General features: G+C 61.7%; 14 protein-coding genes and 1 pseudogene. 6 read left to right on the top strand and 9 right to left on the bottom strand.

Features of this window, described 5'->3' with window-relative positions; all coding sequences use genetic code 11:
- Nucleotides 1-11: 11 nt before the first annotated feature.
- Nucleotides 12-1,955, top strand: a complete 1,944-nt coding sequence (locus tag ACIOAU_RS05850; protein WP_188035832.1) for a S8 family serine peptidase — start codon at nucleotides 12-14, stop codon at nucleotides 1,953-1,955.
- 50 nt (nucleotides 1,956-2,005) lie between these two features.
- On the opposite strand, the gene ACIOAU_RS05845 is transcribed toward ACIOAU_RS05850, so the two are convergent.
- Nucleotides 2,006-2,761, bottom strand: a complete 756-nt coding sequence (locus tag ACIOAU_RS05845) for a methyl-accepting chemotaxis protein (RefSeq protein WP_371411609.1) — start codon at nucleotides 2,759-2,761, stop codon at nucleotides 2,006-2,008.
- Between the two features lie 102 nt (nucleotides 2,762-2,863).
- Nucleotides 2,864-3,829 (bottom strand): annotated as a pseudogene (locus tag ACIOAU_RS05840) (HAMP domain-containing protein); the annotation flags it as partial.
- A 547-nt stretch (nucleotides 3,830-4,376) separates the two neighbouring features.
- Here ACIOAU_RS05840 and ACIOAU_RS05835 point away from each other — a divergent pair.
- Nucleotides 4,377-5,696, top strand: a complete 1,320-nt coding sequence (locus ACIOAU_RS05835) for a Na+/H+ antiporter family protein (protein WP_101318979.1) — start codon at nucleotides 4,377-4,379, stop codon at nucleotides 5,694-5,696.
- 9 nt (nucleotides 5,697-5,705) lie between these two features.
- On the opposite strand, the gene ACIOAU_RS05830 is transcribed toward ACIOAU_RS05835, so the two are convergent.
- Together ACIOAU_RS05830 and xthA are read right to left on the bottom strand one after the other, a co-directional pair.
- The gene (locus ACIOAU_RS05830; protein ID WP_150571937.1) at nucleotides 5,706-6,713 is read right to left on the bottom strand and encodes a FecR family protein; all 1,008 of its coding nucleotides are present in this window, start codon (nucleotides 6,711-6,713) and stop codon (nucleotides 5,706-5,708) included.
- 141 nt (nucleotides 6,714-6,854) lie between these two features.
- Nucleotides 6,855-7,667 carry an exodeoxyribonuclease III gene (gene xthA, locus ACIOAU_RS05825; RefSeq protein WP_101318983.1) on the bottom strand — a complete coding sequence of 271 codons (813 nt, stop codon included), beginning with the start codon at nucleotides 7,665-7,667 and terminating at the stop codon, nucleotides 6,855-6,857.
- Nucleotides 7,668-7,813: 146 nt separating this feature from the next.
- Here xthA and ACIOAU_RS05820 point away from each other — a divergent pair, with 146 nt between their 5' ends.
- From ACIOAU_RS05820 to ACIOAU_RS05810, 3 genes are read left to right on the top strand one after another with little or no spacing between them, the layout of a single operon-like run.
- Complete coding sequence (locus ACIOAU_RS05820) at nucleotides 7,814-8,464, top strand: N-acetyltransferase (RefSeq protein WP_150569396.1); 651 nt, start codon at nucleotides 7,814-7,816, stop codon at nucleotides 8,462-8,464.
- Between the two features lie 52 nt (nucleotides 8,465-8,516).
- Nucleotides 8,517-10,259 (top strand): autotransporter assembly complex family protein, encoded by a 1,743-nt coding sequence (locus ACIOAU_RS05815; RefSeq protein ID WP_150569395.1) that lies wholly within the window; start codon nucleotides 8,517-8,519, stop codon nucleotides 10,257-10,259.
- Nucleotides 10,256-13,930, top strand: coding sequence for a translocation/assembly module TamB domain-containing protein (locus tag ACIOAU_RS05810; protein ID WP_188035833.1), 3,675 nt, complete (start codon nucleotides 10,256-10,258; stop codon nucleotides 13,928-13,930). Before ACIOAU_RS05815 ends, ACIOAU_RS05810 begins: the two co-directional genes overlap by 4 nt.
- Nucleotides 13,931-13,939: 9 nt before the next feature.
- Here the strand turns inward: ACIOAU_RS05810 and ACIOAU_RS05805 are convergent, their stop codons facing one another.
- The 4 genes from ACIOAU_RS05805 to ACIOAU_RS05790 form a co-directional block, all read right to left on the bottom strand.
- Nucleotides 13,940-14,479, bottom strand: coding sequence for a DUF2589 domain-containing protein (locus ACIOAU_RS05805; protein WP_150569626.1), 540 nt, complete (start codon nucleotides 14,477-14,479; stop codon nucleotides 13,940-13,942).
- Nucleotides 14,480-14,579: 100 nt separating this feature from the next.
- Nucleotides 14,580-15,209, bottom strand: a complete 630-nt coding sequence (locus tag ACIOAU_RS05800; RefSeq protein WP_181087807.1) for a DUF2589 domain-containing protein — start codon at nucleotides 15,207-15,209, stop codon at nucleotides 14,580-14,582.
- Between the two features lie 21 nt (nucleotides 15,210-15,230).
- The gene (locus ACIOAU_RS05795) at nucleotides 15,231-15,620 is read right to left on the bottom strand and encodes a Mor transcription activator family protein (protein ID WP_101318993.1); all 390 of its coding nucleotides are present in this window, start codon (nucleotides 15,618-15,620) and stop codon (nucleotides 15,231-15,233) included.
- A gap of 271 nt (nucleotides 15,621-15,891) precedes the next feature.
- Nucleotides 15,892-16,353, bottom strand: coding sequence for a hypothetical protein (locus ACIOAU_RS05790; protein ID WP_224785507.1), 462 nt, complete (start codon nucleotides 16,351-16,353; stop codon nucleotides 15,892-15,894).
- 149 nt (nucleotides 16,354-16,502) lie between these two features.
- Between ACIOAU_RS05790 and ACIOAU_RS05785 the strand changes: the two genes are divergently transcribed.
- On the top strand, nucleotides 16,503-16,691 hold the full coding sequence (locus ACIOAU_RS05785; protein WP_101318997.1) for a hypothetical protein: 189 nt from the start codon (nucleotides 16,503-16,505) through the stop codon (nucleotides 16,689-16,691).
- A 35-nt stretch (nucleotides 16,692-16,726) separates the two neighbouring features.
- On the opposite strand, the gene ACIOAU_RS05780 is transcribed toward ACIOAU_RS05785, so the two are convergent.
- On the bottom strand, nucleotides 16,727-17,101 hold the full coding sequence (locus ACIOAU_RS05780) for a fe2+ zn2+ uptake regulation protein (protein WP_401180611.1): 375 nt from the start codon (nucleotides 17,099-17,101) through the stop codon (nucleotides 16,727-16,729).
- Nucleotides 17,102-17,275: the final 174 nt, after the last annotated feature.

The raw sequence follows: 17,275 nt of genomic DNA, 5'->3' as shown, positions 1-17,275 counted from the left end.
GAAGCCGCCTGATGAGCATCAATATCGAAATCCTCTACTACCGAAACTTCAATTTCGATGGCAAGTTTCACTTGCGCTGTATCGGTCCAGACCTGCACAAGATCAAGCGTATTCGTTACGTGCTACGCGTGATCAACGCGCGAGGGCCCAAGCGACTGGACTCCTCCACCTCAAGCTCCCAGGTTGACAGCGGGCTGCTGGTTGACCATGGCTGTCCGGCCATTCTAGGCACCGATCTGAGGCACGGCCGCTTCGAGATAACCGCAAGCATCATCCTGACCGACGAGCAGATCATCCAGCTTGACCTGCCCTCCGATGCTGATGCCACCATCACTTGGCCAACAATGGTCATCGAGATCCAGCCCGAAGAAACCGAACGGCGTATCCTGGATCGGGTCCCGCTGACGGGAGCCTCGTTACGCGTCAAACGTTCTGCAGCGTCGCCTGAATCTGGGCCCAGGCCTGTTTACGACCCACTGCTGCCCGTGTTCAGCGGACTGCCCGACGGCGCTGCCGACAAGGCTCTGCCGGTGCTGCTGGTCAAGTTCGGCAAGGACGGTTTTGCCTCCTTCGTTGCCGATCTTGAGCCGGACAGCCGCTCGAGGCTGGTCCGTCTGTGGCCGAACCTCAAGCAGGTCATCCAGCTGCAGCCGGTGCTGAGCGCTGAAGAGCATGACGACGACGCGCTTGCAGTGCTGCGCGATTACTACCTGCTCGCACAGCCAGCAAGCATGTTCAGCGATACCTTCATCGCGCTGCTACGAACCCTGGCGGCGCTGGACTACGTCGAGTCGCTATCCTTCCCGCCCGCCGAGCAGGAACCCGGCAACCTCATTGCCGCTGCGCTCGCTGCGCTAGTGGCGACACTGATCACGGGTGCGGCGGTGGTAGCGGGTGATGACGCTCACGACGATTCGCAACCGACGCCGGACTTCGATGCGCTGCAGACTTACCTGGATGCACCGACCGCCTCGCACAAAGGGATGAACATCCGCAACGTCTGGAGCAAACAGGTGACCGGCAAGGGCACCCGCGTGCACTTTTCCGATGCGGGCTTGTTCGCCAGGCATGAGGACCTGCGCGGGACTGAACGGCTACACGTGATCAGCGACCAACCCAACGCCGACCCGGCCCACGGTACCGCATCGGTGGGCCTGCTGTTTGCCCAGGCCAATTCGTTCGGCATGAACGGGATCTGCCATGATTGTGAGCTATACCTGTACGACAATCGGGCCATCGACCACCGCAAATACCCCCGCACGCCCGCGGACCTGCTGCGCCAGGTACGCGCAGGCGACATCGTCGCCATCAACAGGCAAAGCGCCAGCATCCATGTACTCAGCACATATTTGCCGTCGCTGCACGAGCGCGACTGGTGGGATGTGTGCGAGGCGCTGACCGCGCGCGGCGCGGTCGTGGTCAATGCCGCCGCCAATGGCAGCAATCAGTCCCTGGCGGACAAGGGTACGACGTGGGGGCACGGTGTCGATCTAGGCCAATGGCCTTACTTCGACGACCATGGCGATGCCTCGACCATTTTGGTAGGGGCCTGCCAGTCGTGGGACGGCAAGCCTCATCAGTACTCCAATTACGGCTACCGCTATCGAATGCTCAACGCGTGGGGTGATAGTGTCGCCACACTGGGCTACGGCAACCTACAGGACAAAAAAGGTGATGACCGAGACTACACCAACAGCTACGGTGGCACCTCCAGCGCAACCCCTTTGGTGGCGGGTGCCCTGAGCCTGATTCAGTCCTACGCCATGCGCCAGCATCATGTTTATCTGAATGCCGACCAGATGCATTTGCTGGTGATGGCGACAGGTTATCAAGACGCGACCTTGCCTCTGACCGACGTCCTACCGATGGGCAGTAGGCCGAACGTGGAAGCCGCGTTGGCGTTGCTCGACCGCCTGCTCGGCGGCGGCAGTTTCCGCGCCCACGACGAGCTGTAGCGGTTCGGATCAGCTATGGTCCGGGCTGGGTGATGGGCCAGACGCAGCAGTCAGACTCTGAACTGGTCCATCAATGCTTGCTGCTGGTTGGCCAGTTGATTGAGCGACTGGCTGACCCGCGCCGACTCGTTGGCCTGGCTTGACAGCGACTCGGTTACATCGCGAATGGTCGCGACGTTACTGTTTATCTCTTCCGCCACTGCGCTCTGCTCTTCGGCAGCGGATGCAATCTGCAGGTTCATGTCGGTGATCACCGTGACTGCCTGACCGATCCGTTGCAGCGCAGTGACCGCCTGACCGACTTGCTCGACGCCGCCCTGGGCCTGGCGGTGGCTGCTGTCCATGGCGTCGACTACTTCACGCGTGCCAGCTTGCAGCGCCTCGATCACCTGGCGAGTTTCTTCGACCGATTCCTGTGTGCGCCGGGCCAGATTGCGCACTTCATCAGCGACGACGGCGAAGCCGCGCCCGGCTTCGCCGGCGCGGGCTGCTTCGATCGCCGCGTTTAGGGCGAGCAAGTTGGTCTGTTCGGCGATCGAACGAATCACCTCGAGCACCGAGCCGATTTTTTCGCTGTTGCCGGCCAGCCCTTCGACCTGGGCCATGGCACTGCTCATGTTGGCCGCCAGGCTGTCGATGCTGTCGGTAGTCTGGCCGATCACGGCCAGGCCTTCACGGGTGGCCAGGTCAGCTTCGCGGGCGGCCTGAGCAGCTTGCGCTGCGCTGCGCGCGACGTCCTGCGCGGTAGCACTCATCTCATGCGAGGCCGTGGCGGCCTGGTCGACCTGGCGGTACTGCTGCTCCATACCGGCGCTGGTCTGGCTGGCAATCGCAGCAGACTGGTCAGCTGTACCGCGGGCGGCCTGCACCGAGCGTTTGACGTCAGCGATGGTGGGCTGCAGCTTGTCGAGGAAGCGGTTGAACCAACCAGCCAGTTCACCGAGTTCATCACGCTTGTCGTACTGCAGGCGACGGGTCAGGTCGCCTTCACCACTGGCGATGTCCTTGAGCATCGCTGCCACGCCCAGGATCGGCCGGGTGACGCCTCGCGCCATTAGCCAGACCAAGAGCAAGCCGGCCAAGGCGGCGCCCAGGCCCAGCCCCAGCTCAAGCAAGGTGCCGCTGGTATTGAGTGCGTCGAGCTCGTTCTTCAGCGCTTCGGCAGGGCCGGTCAGGGCGCTTTGCGGCACGTCGAGCAATACGCCCCACGGCTTGCTGCCGGGAATCGGCTGAAACGCTGCCAGCACTTTCAAACGCTGTTCAGCGTGAACAATCTGCAATTTGCCGTCCGCCAGCTTGCGCACCAACTCGGCGCCTTGCGCGGTATCGACCTGGTCGAAACGCTGGGCCAGCTTGCTTGAGTCGGCGCTGTAGCCTGCGAGCAGGCCGACCGGGCTGAGGATGCCGACCGTGGTCTGGCCTTGATAAAGGCCGCGGCTGGCCTCTTCGCTCATGGCCTGCAAGCTGCTCAGGTTGATGTCGACCGACAGCGTGGCAATCACCTTGCCCTTGACCGATAGCGGGAAGACGATGCTCGTCATCAACACCTGCTGGCCGTCGATGGCATAGAAATACGGCTCGACTACGCAGACCTTGCCGGTGCTGCGCGGGCATACCCACCAGGTGTTGGCCGGTTGCCCGCTGGGGCCGGTTTCGATGTTGGCCATGTCCAGTTCAGGCAAGGCCATGGAGGTCAGTTTGCCGGCCTGCGGTTGCGACCAATACAAGGCAAAACGGCCAGTTTCGTTGCTGCCCAACTCGTGCTGATTGGTGAACAGGCTGTCCTTGCCATCCAGCGCGTCAGGCTCGAACACCAGCGACAGGCCTAGCAGCTCAGGGTTGGCCAGCAGGGCGCTGCGCACTTGTGCGGTCATGTCTTCGCGCAGGTCAAAGGCGTCCAGATAGCGTTTTTCCGCCTGCTCGCGCAAAAACAGCACCTGCCGAGCAAAACCTGCGCCGTACTGGTAGGCGTCCATGAACTGGCGGCGAATGTTCAGCGCCTGTACTTCACCCTGCGATTCGATGCGGGCTTGAGCTGAGTCGGAGAGCATCTTCATGCTGCTAGCCTTTACCAAATCGGAGCTGTGGTCCATGCGGTACAGGGACAGACCGACCAGTAGCGTGACGATGGCGGCCAGGCACAAGCCGGCGAGCAGGGTGATCTTCCACTGGATAGACAGTTGTCGCAGAGGCATTTTGGGAAAGTCCCTTGTATTAGGTCTGCACTCTGTGTCGGCGACCACAGGATTTTCTTTATTCAAACGTTCAATTGAATTCGGCCTTGGCCGATTTGACATCTGTCGACTCGCCCTTCAGAGTGTGCGCCCTTCGCATTGCACCCCTCTGGACCGGCCGCTGCCTGTGTGCAGCCTGACGCCGGTGCCAATGCTTTCCGTCTGTCGTAACGAGGTAGTCCACACCATGAATGCAGTCATTGCCGCGGTCGGCATCATGCTGATATTGAGCCTGTCCCGCGTGCATGTGGTGATCGCATTGATCATCGGTGCGCTGACCGGCGGCCTGGTCGGCGGCCTGGGTATCGAGGGCACGTTGAAGGCCTTCAATGGTGGGCTGGGCGGCGGCGCCACGGTCGCGTTGTCCTACGCGCTGCTTGGCGCATTTGCCGTAGCCATTGCCAAATCGGGCCTGGCTCACGCGCTGGCAGATCGGGCCTTGAATATGATCGAGCGCCAGGGCCATAGCGAAGGTGGCAAGGTCAAATGGTTGCTGATCGGCCTGATGCTGGTGGTGGCCGTGTCGTCGCAGAACATACTGCCCATTCACATTGCCTTCATCCCCCTGTTGGTGCCGCCGCTGTTGTATGTGCTGACCCGACTGCGCATCGATCGGCGGCTGATTGCCTGCGTGATCACCTTTGGCCTGATCACGCCGTACATGTTCCTGCCGGTTGGCTTTGGCAACATCTTCCTCAATCAAATCCTGCTGGCCAATGTCAGCCGCGCCGGGGTCGACGTCAGCGCGGTCAACGTTACCCAGGCGATGGCCATTCCTGCGGCCGGCATGCTCGCCGGGCTGCTCCTGGCAGTGTTCGTCAGCTACCGCAAGAAACGCGACTATGACCTGGCGAAAATCGAGCAGGTCGAGCAGGTCAGTGTCAGCTACAACCCCTTGACGCTGATGGTCGCTGGCCTGGCGATCGCAGCAGCGTTCATCATTCAGCTGTGGCTGGATTCGATGATCATCGGCGCCATGGTCGGTTTTCTGATCTTTTCGCTGTCGGGCATCGTGCGCTGGAAAGACACTGATGATCTGTTTACCGAAGGCATGAAGATGATGGCCATGATCGGCTTCATCATGATTGCCGCCTCGGGCTTTGCCGACGTGATGAAGGCAACCGGCGAGGTCAACAGCCTGGTCCAGGCCTCTGCGCAGTGGATCAACCACAGTAAGGGCGTTGGTGCCTTGCTGATGTTGCTGGTGGGCTTGCTGGTGACTATGGGCATCGGCTCGTCGTTCTCTACCGTTCCCATTCTAGCCGCGATCTTCGTGCCGCTGTGTGTGCAACTGGGCTTCGATCCAGTGGCTACAGTGTGCATCGTCGGCACAGCGGGTGCGTTGGGTGACGCCGGGTCGCCAGCATCGGATTCGACCCTGGGGCCGACTTCGGGCTTGAATGTGGACGGCCAGCATCACCACATCTGGGACACGGTGGTGCCGACCTTCCTCCATTACAACCTGCCACTGCTGGCCTTTGGCTGGCTTGCGGCGATGGTGCTCTGATGCCCTGCGTCAGCCCTTGTTGGTCAACGGTGTGATGCGGTTGAGGACGGTGCTGCCGTCCTTGCTGCGGGTCAGGTAGACCGGCAGCACCTTGGGCAGGTTATCGACCATGCGCTTGACTTCGCGGGTGTTGTACACGCCGCTGACGCGGATTGCGCCGGTACTGTCATCGGCCAACAGCAGCGGGCGCTCCAGGTAGCGGTTGATCACCGGCAGGGCCTGGGCCAGGCTGAGGTTGTCCAGCACCAGCTTGCCACTGCGCCAGGCCAGGCTGTTGTCGGCGTCATCATTCTGCGCCAGAGTCGGCTCGAAATCGCCGGCGTGATAACTGGCTTGCATGCCCGGGCCCAGTCGATAGCCGCCATCGTCACCGTGGCTGCTGACCAGTACCGAGCCTTCAACCAGCGTCACCTTGACCTCGTCGTTGTACTTCCAGACGTTGAACTGGGTCCCGGTTACCCGCGTCTGGCCGTTGCCGGCGCGCACGATGAACGGGTGGGCGGTGTCGTGGGTAACCTTGAAAAACGCTTCGCCGCGGGTAAGCGTGACCTGGCGTTGATCTTTGTAATTGAAGAAGCGCAGTTCGCTGTGCAGGTTGAGCTCGACCTGGCTGCCATCGCTCAGTTGCACCTGGCGCACCTGATCGGTAGCTTCGAAATGCTGGTAGTGATTGGGTAGCCAGCCTTGCTCCCAACCGACCCAGCCAGCCAGCGGCAGGGCCAGCAGGGCAATGGCTGCAGCCGAAGCGAATGGCCGCCAGTGGCGTGGCTGCGCCTTGCGTACTGGGCGGGCGCCAATCTCGACGACAGCCGTGCGGCGTGGCAACAGGTCAGCGGTCTGCCAGATTTCCTGCATCGCGCGGTATTCAGCAAAGTGCCGCGGGTCGGCCGCCAGCCACAGATCAAATGCCTCGCGCTCGGCCGCCGTGCAGTCATCGGCATGCAGGCGCATGCACCAATGCGCCGCAGCGTCGGTGATGGCATCGTCCTGGTTGGGGGTCAAACGGTCCTGATTCATTACGGCTCCCGGTTTTGCGCATTCTACCCCTGCCAAGGGGGTCCCGAGAACCGAGATAATGGCGAATGACTATCAGATACGCGATATTTCGTCAGCTTTGCCTATCTGCGGACGCTAATCAGCGTCCGCAGCGCTGATTTATCAGGCCAGCTCCAGCCAGATCGGCGCGTGATCGGAAGGTTTTTCCATACCGCGCAGGTCATAGTCAACACCAGCGTCCTTGAGTCGTGGCAGCAAGCCACTCGAAGCCATGATCAGATCAATGCGCAGACCGCGCTTGGGCTGGTCTTCAAAGCCGCGGCTGCGGTAGTCGAACCAGCTGAAACGGTCGCTGACCTGCGGGTTCAGGTAGCGAAAGCTGTCGACCAGGCCCCAGTCCTTGAGACGCTGCATCCACTCACGCTCCTCTGGCAGGAAACTGCATTTGCCAGTCTTCAGCCAGCGCTTGGCGTTGTCAGCGCCGATGCCGATGTCGCAATCTTCTGGCGAGATGTTGACGTCGCCCATCACGATCAGCGGCTGCTGATTGTCGAACTGGCCTTCGAGCAGCACCTGCAGGTCGCTGTAGAAACGCTGCTTGGCGGGAAACTTGGTCGGATGGTCGCGGCTTTCTCCCTGCGGGAAGTAACCGTTCATGATGGTGATCGGGGTGCCGTTGGCGTCGGCGAAGGTGCCCCAGATGAAGCGCCGTTGGGCGTCCTCTTCGTCAGTGGCAAACCCTCTGTGCAGTGCCAGCGGCGCCTGGCGTGAGAGCAAGGCGACGCCATAGTGGCCCTTCTGGCCGTGGTAATGCACGTGGTAGCCCAAGGCTTGCACGTCAGCCAAGGGGAACTGCTCGTCACTGACTTTGGTTTCCTGCAGGCCGATAACGTCTGGCTGATGCTTCTCGATCAGCGCCGCCAGCTGATGCGGACGGGCGCGCAGGCCGTTGATGTTGAACGAGACGATCTTCATGGCGAGGCAACCCCGGTAAAACTGCGGATGCTATCGAACATCGGCGCTCATCGCCAGCATGGCGGCGCTGCCTGCGCGCAGCGGTGAACCAACCCGCGCTGCCTCGCCTCCAAGGGGTACGTTCACTCCATGAAGGTTTAACTGCAATGCCCGACGATATCCGCGCAACCGCTCGCACCTGTTTGCTCGACAAGGGCTACCGCCGCGAGGTGCGCGCTGTGCTGTACGAAGTCTATCGGCAAGAGCCGACCGTTGCCTATCTGTTCGAGGCGCAGCGCCCTGGCTATGAACGGCGCCTGCGCGCCATGATTCGGGCATGGGTCCGCCAGCACTTCTACCTGCAGCTACCGGCAGTGGGCCTGATGGTCGAAGACCGTCTGGCCGGGGTGGCGCTGATCGTGCCGCCGCTGCGGCGCCTTGGCGTGGCTGACAGTTGGATGTGGCGCTTGCGCATGATCATCGGCACGGGCCTGCGCTGCACCCGCCGCTACCTGGATTATCAGGCAGCGTTGGTAGGGAGCTTGCCGTCAGATCAGGTACATATGCTGCCACTGCTGGGCGTGCACCCTGACTTCAGGAGTCAGCAGCACGCTGAGCAATTGTTACAGGCTGTTCATGACTGGTGCGCCGAGGAGCCAGGCAGCCATGGCGTGGTGCTGGATACCGGCAATGCGCGTTATCTGGCGTTCTACAAGCTTCAGGGGTATCAGGAGATTGGCGAAATTGCCATAGGTCCAGTGACTGAGCGGGTGTTCTTTCATGCCAATCCTTTGTCATCCAGGTCAGTAACAGCGTGACCTGCGAGGTAGACGGCTCCTTTGCGCGCCAAGCTCTGGTAGCATGCGCAGCATGACGTATTCAGGAAGATTGACCTGGGGCCTGATCATCCTGGCCGCCAGCAGCACAGTATGGGCCCAGAGCGAACTGCTGGTGCGGGTCAAACCCGCCAACAAGGCGCTCAAAGCGAATGTCGAAGGCTATATTGGCAGCCTGGGAGACCGTGACGAGGACGCATTACTGCGTTTCAGTCGCGGCGCCGAAGAGCAGGCGCGCAAAGCCGCACAGGCACTTGGCTACTATCAGGCCCAGATCGACACCGAGGTCAAGGCGCCGGCCGGGCCTGACCAGCATCCGCAATTGATCATTCGCATTGACCCCGGTGAGCCGGTGCGCTTGCGCAATGTCACTGTGCGCATCGAGGGCCCGGCCACCGAGCTGAAGAGTTTTCGTGTACCTGATAGCGCCGCGCTGCGCCCCGGCGAACGCCTCAATCATGGTCTGTATGAAGACGCCAAGCGTCTGATCCAGAATCAGGCTTCGCGTTACGGCTTTTTCAAAGGGCGCTTTACCAGCCAGCGCCTGGCTGTAGATCCGCAGGCCGGCGTTGCCGACATCGAACTGGTGTATCAAAGCGGGCCACGCTTTCAGCTTGGCGCCGTGCACTTTGCCGGCGACACGCCGCTGGACCAGGACCTGCTGCAGCGCATGGTGCCGTTCAAGGCCGGTACGCCCTATGATTCCGAGCTCATCGCCGAACTCAACAACGACCTGCAGTCGAGCGGCTATTTCGAAGGCGTGCGGGTCGATGCGGCGCCCACCGCTGCGGTGGGCGAACAGATCCCGGTCGACGTCAGCCTGGAAACCCGCAAACCACGCACCATGGGCCTGGGCCTGGGCTTCTCGACCGACGTTGGCCCGCGCGGCAAGGCCAACTGGACACGCCATTGGGTCAACCCGCAGGGTCACAGCTATGGTTGGGAAACCGAACTGTCGGCGCCGCGGCAGAATGTCGGCCTGTGGTATGACATACCGCTGGATCCGCCACTGACCGACAAACTGCGCTTCGCCGGTGGCTACCAGAATGAAGAGATCGCAGGCACCGATACCGTCAGCAAGCTGCTCACCGTTGGCCCTGAATGGCACAGCAAGCTGCCCAGCGGCTGGCAGCGGGTGGTGTCGCTCAAGTATCAGCGCGAAGAGTACAAGCTGGGGGATGACTCCGGTTTGAGCAAGCTGCTGATGCCTGGGGTAAGTTACTCGTACCTGCGCAGTGACAACCGCATCGACCCGCACAATGGCTACCGTCTGCAGTTCGATGTGCAGGTGGCCAAGGAAGGGCTGATGTCTGACACCAACCTGCTACACGGCAACGTCCTGCTCAAGGGCCTGACTACCCTGGGCCAGAATCACCGGCTGCTCGGCCGGCTGCAATTCGGTGGCAGCGCCACCAACAGCTATCAGAGCAAGATTCCGCCCTCGTTGCGCTTCTTCGCCGGTGGCGACCAAAGCGTGCGTGGTTACGACTACCAGACCCTGTCTCCGAAAAACAGCGACGGCGACCGTATTGGTGGCCGCTACATGGTGGCCGGTAGCGCCGAATACCAGTATTCGGTGGCCGAGAAGTGGCGTATCGCGACCTTTGTCGATCAAGGCAACTCGTTCAACTCGCTGGATCTGCCCAGCCTGAAAACCGGCGTCGGTGTCGGCGTACGTTGGGTGTCGCCGGTCGGGCCATTGCGCCTGGACCTGGCCAAGGCACTGGACGACGACGGCGGCATCCGCCTGCACTTCTCGATGGGGCCTGAGCTGTGACGCGTGCTTTGAAGTACATATTAATCAGTCTGCTGGGCTTTGCGCTGCTGATCGCACTGAGTCTGAGCCTGCTATTGGGCACGCAAGCCGGTAGCCGCTGGGCGCTGGGCCTGGTGCCAGGGCTGACGGTCGACGACTTCCAGGGCCAGCTTGGCAGTAACTGGCAGGCCCGTCGCTTGAGTTGGGACGACGGCGCCAGCCGGGTCGAGGTGCAGGCACCGCAGTTGAGCTGGTCGCCGCTGTGCCTGCTGCGGGCCACCCTGTGTATCGAGCGCCTGCAGGCTGAGCGCATCGACATGGCATTTGCCGCCAGTGAAACCGTAGCCGACAGCAACCCGCTGCAGTTGCCGACGCTGCGCCTGCCAGTGGCTATCGAACTGGGCGAAGTGAAACTTGGCCAACTGCGCCTGGATGGCAGTGACCTGCTGGGTGACCTGCAGCTTGCGGCGCACTGGAGCAACAATGGCCTGCGCATCGATACCTTGCAGTTGCAACGCGATGACCTGCATGTGAGCGTGCAGGGCGACGTGCAGCCCGAGGGCGACTGGCCAGTGCAACTGACTGGCAGCGTGCAGCTGCCGCCGGTAGAGGGGCAGGGCTGGCAGCTGGCGCTGAATGCCACCGGCGAGCTGCAGAAGACACTCAATCTGGACGCAACCAGCACCGGCTACCTGAGCGCCCGCCTTACCGGTGAACTGCAGGCTTTGGCGGAGCACCTGCCAGCCAGACTGCGGCTTGAGTCGGCCGCCTTCAAGCCGGTTGCGACGCTGCCGGATACCTTGCAGCTCGAGCAACTCAAGCTGGATGCCGTGGGCGATCTGGACAAGGGCTACCAGCTCTCCGGCTCGGCCAATCTGCCGGCCGAGCAGGGGCCTATAGGTCTGCTGTTGGCGGGCAAGGTCGACGCCAAAGGCGCCCGACTGGATGCTTTGGACCTGAACGCCAGCGACAGCCAACGGCTCAAGCTGCAAGCCACTGCCGACTGGCAGCAGGGGCTGATTGCCGACGCCAAAGTCGATTGGCAGGACTTCCCGTGGCTGCGTCTGTATCCGCTTGAAGAAGCGCCGCAAGTGGTGCTCAAACGGTTGACTGCGGATGTACAGTACCGCGATGGCAACTATCAAGGTTCGTTCAAGGGTGATCTGGACGGCCCGGCCGGTGCATTCAATTTGAGTAGCCCGTTCGAGGGTGACTTGAGCCACGTACGCCTGCCGCAATTACTGCTCAGCGCAGGGCAGGGCAAAGCTGCCGGCAGCGTCATCGTCGGTTTTGCCGAGAAGATCAGTTGGGACGTCGACCTGCAGCTTTCAGCGCTCGATCCAGCCTACTGGCTTGCCGAGCTGCCAGGCACGCTCGCCGGGCCGCTGCGCAGCAAGGGCGAACTGCACAACGAGCGCCTGCAACTGAGCGCCTTGCTCGACCTCAAAGGCCGCTTGCGCGGTCAACCAGCAGTGCTCAAGGCCGAGGCCGAGGGGGCTGGCGACAGCTGGACACTTGGCGCCTTGGCCATCCAGTTGGGCGACAACCGCATCAACGGCAGCGGTAGCCTGCAGCAGCGCCTGGCCGGCCGGATCGATCTGGATATGCCGCGCCTTGGCCAGCTGTGGCCCCGCTTGCAGGGCCAGGTCAAAGGTCGCCTCGACCTCGCCGGCACCCTGCAAGCGCCGCAGGGCACTTTGAGTGTGCAGGGGCAGCAACTGGCTCAGGCAGACAACCGTGTGCAACGACTTGATCTCGATGCCCGCCTGGACAGCGCCCAGCGCGGCCAACTCACCCTCAAAGCGGGCAATATTCGCCTGGGCGAGACTTCGCTTGGCGATCTGAACATGGCCGGCAAAGGCGATATTCGCCAGCAGGCCGTGACGCTGGCGCTGGCGGGGCCGCAGCTCAAGCTCGACCTGGCTGCCGACGGTCAACTGGCCAAGGGTGACTGGCGTGGTCGTCTTGCCAGTGGTCGGATTCAAGCTGGCGGGCAGGACTGGCAGTTGCAGGCGCCGGCCCGTTTGCAGCGCTTGGCCAACGGTCAGCTGGATTTCGGTGCCCATTGCTGGCGCTCGGGCCAGGCCAGTCTGTGTGGCGAAGACCAGCGCCTGGCGCCGGAGCCGCGGCTGCGTTACCACCTCAAGCAGTTTCCGATCGAGAGCCTGGCACAGTGGATGCCCAAGGACTTCGCCTGGCAGGGGCAGCTCAATGCCGACATCAATCTGGATATTCCTGCCGCCGGACCCAAAGGCACGATACGCGTGGATGCCAGTGGCGGCACCTTGCGCGTGCGCGATGGTCAGCGCTGGCTGGATTTCCCGTACCAGGTCCTGCGCCTGGACAGCACGCTCAATCCGCGCCGTATCGACACGGTGCTGAACTTCCGCGGCGAGCGCCTTGGCGAGCTCGCGCTGACAACCCGTCTCGACCCGTTGGGTAAGGACAAGCCGCTGTCTGGCGACTTTCGTCTGAGCGGGCTCGACCTGGCGATCGCGCGGCCATTCGTGCCAATGGTCGAGCGCCTTGCCGGGCAGCTCAACGGCAGCGGCCGCTTGTCTGGCTCTCTGCTTGCACCGCAAGTCAATGGCACCCTGGCCCTCACTGGCGGCGAAGTCAGCGGTGCGCAGCTGCCGGTCAGCCTGCAGGATCTGTCGGTGCAGGCGCTTATTGCAGGGGAACAGGTTCAGTTGCAAGGCGGCTGGCGCAGCGGTACAGCCGGTCGCGCTCAGCTCAGCGGCAACCTGACCTGGGGCCAGGCGCTGGCGATGCAACTGCGCTTGCAGGGTCAGCAACTGCCAGTCACGGTCGAGCCTTATGCCACGTTGGAAGTAGCCCCTGACCTGACCATAAGCCTTGAAGGCGAACAGCTTGCGGTCAAGGGCAAGGTATTGGTACCCAAGGGTGCAATCACCGTACGTGAGCTGCCACCCTCCACGGTCAAAGTGTCCGACGATACTGTCATTATCGGTAATCAGACCGAACAGGGCACGCCGCCAATGGCCATCGCCATGGACGTCAATGTCGAGGTCGGCCAGGACAAACTGTCGTTCAATGGTTTTGGTCTGACCGCCAACTTGCGCGGGCACGTGCACATTGGTGACAACATGGATACCCGTGGCGAACTGAGCCTGGCCGATGGCCGGTATCGCGCCTACGGCCAGCGCCTGACAATCCGCCGTGCACGGTTGTTGTTCGCAGGTCCCATCGATCAGCCCTACCTGGATATCGAAGCGATTCGCCAGGTTGACGATGTGATTGCCGGTATTCGTCTGAGTGGCAGCGCTGAGCAGCCGACCACCCAGGTGTTCGCCGAGCCAGCGATGAGTCAGGAGCAGGCATTGTCTTATCTGGTACTGGGGCGGCCGCTGGGTGGCTCCGGCGAAGACAACAATATGCTTGCCGAAGCAGCCCTGGGTCTGGGCCTTGCCGGCAGCGCCGGGCTCACTGGCAGCATGGCGTCCAATCTGGGCATCGAGGACTTCCAGCTCGATACCGAAGGCTCGGGCAACACCACCAGCGTGGTCGCCAGTGGGAATCTGACCGAGCGCCTGAGCCTGCGTTATGGGGTGGGTGTATTCGAGCCGGCCAACACCATCGCTCTGCGTTACAAGCTGAGCAAGAAGGTATATCTGGAGGCGGCCAGTGGCTTGGCCAGCTCGTTGGATATCTTCTACAAGCGCGACTTCTGATCGAGAGGGTCAGCGTACGCTGGCCGCTTCGACATCCTCGTTGCTGTCTGCTCCAGGTGGCTGCGGGTTGCCGCGCGGCGTGGGCACCATGAGGTTGGTGTATTGCTCGATCAGGCGATTGAGCGCCTCAGGCGGCTCGCATGCCTGGAACTGCATGCGGATCTGCACTTCGTCCGGGTCGCGGCCATCGCCGCGGCGTGCTTGTGCTCCGATGCTGACCTTGAAGCGAGCGCACGCATGCGCATCGGCCGCTTCGGCCAGCGCAGTTTTTATCTCTGTGCTCCTTACCCGGACCGAAAGGTCTACCTGCATACGCTCCAGGGCCAGGCCCTTGGGCGCCACCAAGGTAATCAGCGGCACCCTGATCATGTGCTGACCATCCATGGCCACCTCGACCATTTTGGCTTTCATCGGTGCGCCGAGGGCGTCGGGGTCATGATCGAAAAACTGATCGAACAGGGTGATGTACTGCTGGGCGATCAAGCTGTTGGTGGCGGCAGCGGCTTCCTGCAGGCCGCGGGTGATGTCGCGCAGGTCACTGCAGAGCATGGGCGCGGGCGGGGTAGGGGTGTCATCCAAGTTCATCGCTCCTCTAGGCGGCAAGCCCGCCATCAAGGCCGGGCTCTGGATTCACGGCAGGGCGTTGCAGTCATGCCTGCTCGACAGGCGGCAGGGTGTCGTCCTGGGAGATGTCGCCAGGGTTGCGTGCGTTTGCCGAAGGCAGAAGGCTCGGCCTGGTAGCTGCTTCGGTCAAAAAGTCGATTACCCGCATCATCGCCTCCGGCGGATCCTGACGGCGGACGGTTGTGTTGAACGCGTAGCGGGCGCGGGTATCGGTCTTGCGTACCTGAGTCGACTTTTGGCTGACGCTGCCTTTGACTTCAAGCTTGAACGGGCCCCAACCGAGGCTACCAGTGAGGCTGGCGTCGGGCTCGGTGGAGGTGCTCAGTTCAGCCATCTGGCTGATGGTGATCTCGAACTCTACCCGACCTTCTTCGATAGCGATGTTGGGGTGGGTGACGGCGGCCAGCAACGGCACTTTCAGGCTCTTTTGCACTACGCCCTGGTATTCACCGTCTGCGCCGATCAGCGTTTCGTCGTAGTCGATCTGGATCGCGACCGCCTTGCCATTCTGGATGCATACACCCATCAGGAAGTCTGCGTAGGCTTTGCTGGCGCTGATCTGGGCCTGGATCAGCGCCTGTAATGGCGCGGAAATCATGCGGTCCATGGGCAGGGCGTTGATGACCGAGCCGACCAGTGTGGGATCAATAGACATTATCCAGCTCCTTGGCTAGCACTAGGGGTGCTCAGCGGGCGTGGTTTCCTGACGGCGAATGTTGCCGATTTGGCGCAAGCTCAACCCGTACTTGTCGGCCAGCAGGCTGCGCGAGAGGCCATCGGCGCTCTCTTGCTGAATCTGCAAGTTGCGCAGTTGGCGCAGGAAGTGGTCGGCCTTGGGAATCTCCAGGGCAACCCCGGCGAAACGCTTTATCAGCGCGTCCAGGGCTGCGGCTGGAAGCACTTCTGCAAGCTTGGTGCGGTCGCGGTGCTTGGGAATGTACTTGGGGCGCCCACCATAGGCGCAGGTCAGGTTGTAGGCATTTTCGATGCCGATACACTCAATGAGCGACTGTAGTGAATGCGGCAGCAAGGCGATATCGATACGGCTGAAGTCTGGCATTTGCATGTGTGGCTCCCTCGTGGGGGTAATGGATTGCGCTGTGCGTGACCATGACTGGATAGAGCGTGCCGGGGGTTTTTGCCCCGTGGCGTGATTCGATTGTCGATGACCCGTGCAGGCAGTCCTAGGCGTCAAGCGAACCGAGGTGTGTAGTTCCTGGGTGCGCTTGACGCAGGGATCGAGAGATTGGGGTGTAGGACTATGCGACAGGGCCCGCCTGTACGCCTTGAAACTTCTTGCTCCGCTGCCAGAACAGTTGCCATGGGTAGGGTTGCCCTCAGTCACAGGGATAGCTACTCAGCAGGCTCACGCCAGCTAGGTAGGCGTGGGGCGCGTCGACCATGCTTGCTGGGAGTGCTCGGTAGTCGACCAGCAAACACAGGGCGGTCATTGGATGATCGTTGATGCGTCCTGTCACAGTCGGCGCAAAGTCTTTTCGGTACAACGCTTGCGCGTGTCCGCGCAGACCTGCCTGGTCGGCGTGGGCCAGCGTTTCCCGGGCGAGGCGGGGAAGCTCGCGCTGCTCCACGAGAAAGTGCAGCTGGTCAGCCTCGGGGTTCAGGTAACCGGCGTTGCGCACGCGTTGCCACAGTTGTTGCCACTGGCTTGAGCCGGCACTTTGGGCGAGTTGGCTACCCAGTTGATGCAGGTGATCATCGGACAGCGCTGGCCGCTCGACGGCCAGGGCCGACGCTGCGGCAAACCAGAGAGTGAGGATGCGTAGACAAGTATTCAGCATGGGGCCACCTATGGGCTGGGTAGAACCCCTATGCTTTCAGCAGACGCGGATGTGGCTCAGCAGGAAATACACGCCTGCGCCTGATGCCGTTGTATCATTGCCTCGGCTCCATGTGAGCCCAATGTCTCTGATGTCGCAAGGAACTCCCGATGACACACGTGCAGCGCCTGAAATACTCGATCCTGATCATCCTAGTGGTACTGGGCATGATGCTGGGGCTTTCCTACCTGCAAAAGCAGGGAACGATCACCGAGCAGACGTTCCAGTACTGCGCCATTGCCATTGCAGTGATCGTAGTGGTGATCAACGGTTTGTTGCGGCGCAAGGTCAAACCCTGAATCCAGCGGGCCGGCCATCCTGGCCGGCCGGCGGCTCAGCGCATTTGAGCCGACTCGAGTACGACGCGTGCCTCTGGGTTGAGGCTATAGCACTTGTCGCCGCCCAGGCTGATCACGCCCTCGGCGCAAAGTCGCTTGAGCACTTCGCGCACGCTCAGAAATGACAACGGGATGTCGAGCTGTTCAAGCTGCGCATGGATGCCGCGCACACCGACACTGCGACCGTTACGATCAGCGGCATGCAAGGCATCGATCACCTTCAGTCGGATCAGGCTGGTGCGCAGGCCATATGTGCGCAGCAGCTCGCGAATCAGCTCATTGCCAATCCGCTCTTCACTATCGGCAAGTTGCCCAGCGCCGGCATTGGCTGCGCCGTTCGGCTTGGCTGGGGCCTGTTGTGGCTGATACATGTGAATGCTCCTTTTCGTGGGCTGTCCCGAAATCATGGTTCCTCATTGATAAAGACGAACGAGATTGGAAAAACTGCAGTTTTGCCGGAAAAATAAACGGCTGATTCTGTTCAAGACGTGTCAGCACGGCTGCATGCGTAAAATTTTCGTCCAGCTATTCGTCTCAACGGGATG

Source organism: Pseudomonas sp. NPDC088322 (assembly GCF_044740745.1).
Classification (GTDB): Bacteria; Pseudomonadota; Gammaproteobacteria; order Pseudomonadales; family Pseudomonadaceae; genus Aquipseudomonas; species Aquipseudomonas shirazensis.
Note: the sequence above shows the minus strand (reverse complement) of the source record. Positions and strands in the feature narration are given on the sequence as shown.

Excerpts from the sequence above, each read along its gene's own strand:
- ACIOAU_RS05850 (WP_188035832.1), top strand. The coding sequence starts at position 12 with ATGAGCATCAATATCGAAATCCTCTACTACCGAAACTTCAATTTCGAT.
- ACIOAU_RS05845 (WP_371411609.1), bottom strand. The coding sequence starts at position 2,761 with ATGGAGCAGCAGTACCGCCAGGTCGACCAGGCCGCCACGGCCTCGCAT.
- ACIOAU_RS05835 (WP_101318979.1), top strand. The coding sequence starts at position 4,377 with ATGAATGCAGTCATTGCCGCGGTCGGCATCATGCTGATATTGAGCCTG.
- ACIOAU_RS05830 (WP_150571937.1), bottom strand. The coding sequence starts at position 6,713 with ATGAATCAGGACCGTTTGACCCCCAACCAGGACGATGCCATCACCGAC.
- xthA (WP_101318983.1), bottom strand. The coding sequence starts at position 7,667 with ATGAAGATCGTCTCGTTCAACATCAACGGCCTGCGCGCCCGTCCGCAT.
- ACIOAU_RS05820 (WP_150569396.1), top strand. The coding sequence starts at position 7,814 with ATGCCCGACGATATCCGCGCAACCGCTCGCACCTGTTTGCTCGACAAG.
- ACIOAU_RS05815 (WP_150569395.1), top strand. The coding sequence starts at position 8,517 with ATGACGTATTCAGGAAGATTGACCTGGGGCCTGATCATCCTGGCCGCC.
- ACIOAU_RS05805 (WP_150569626.1), bottom strand. The coding sequence starts at position 14,479 with ATGCTCTGCAGTGACCTGCGCGACATCACCCGCGGCCTGCAGGAAGCC.
- ACIOAU_RS05800 (WP_181087807.1), bottom strand. The coding sequence starts at position 15,209 with ATGTCTATTGATCCCACACTGGTCGGCTCGGTCATCAACGCCCTGCCC.
- ACIOAU_RS05795 (WP_101318993.1), bottom strand. The coding sequence starts at position 15,620 with ATGCAAATGCCAGACTTCAGCCGTATCGATATCGCCTTGCTGCCGCAT.
- ACIOAU_RS05790 (WP_224785507.1), bottom strand. The coding sequence starts at position 16,353 with ATGCTGAATACTTGTCTACGCATCCTCACTCTCTGGTTTGCCGCAGCG.
- ACIOAU_RS05785 (WP_101318997.1), top strand. The coding sequence starts at position 16,503 with ATGACACACGTGCAGCGCCTGAAATACTCGATCCTGATCATCCTAGTG.
- ACIOAU_RS05780 (WP_401180611.1), bottom strand. The coding sequence starts at position 17,101 with ATGTATCAGCCACAACAGGCCCCAGCCAAGCCGAACGGCGCAGCCAAT.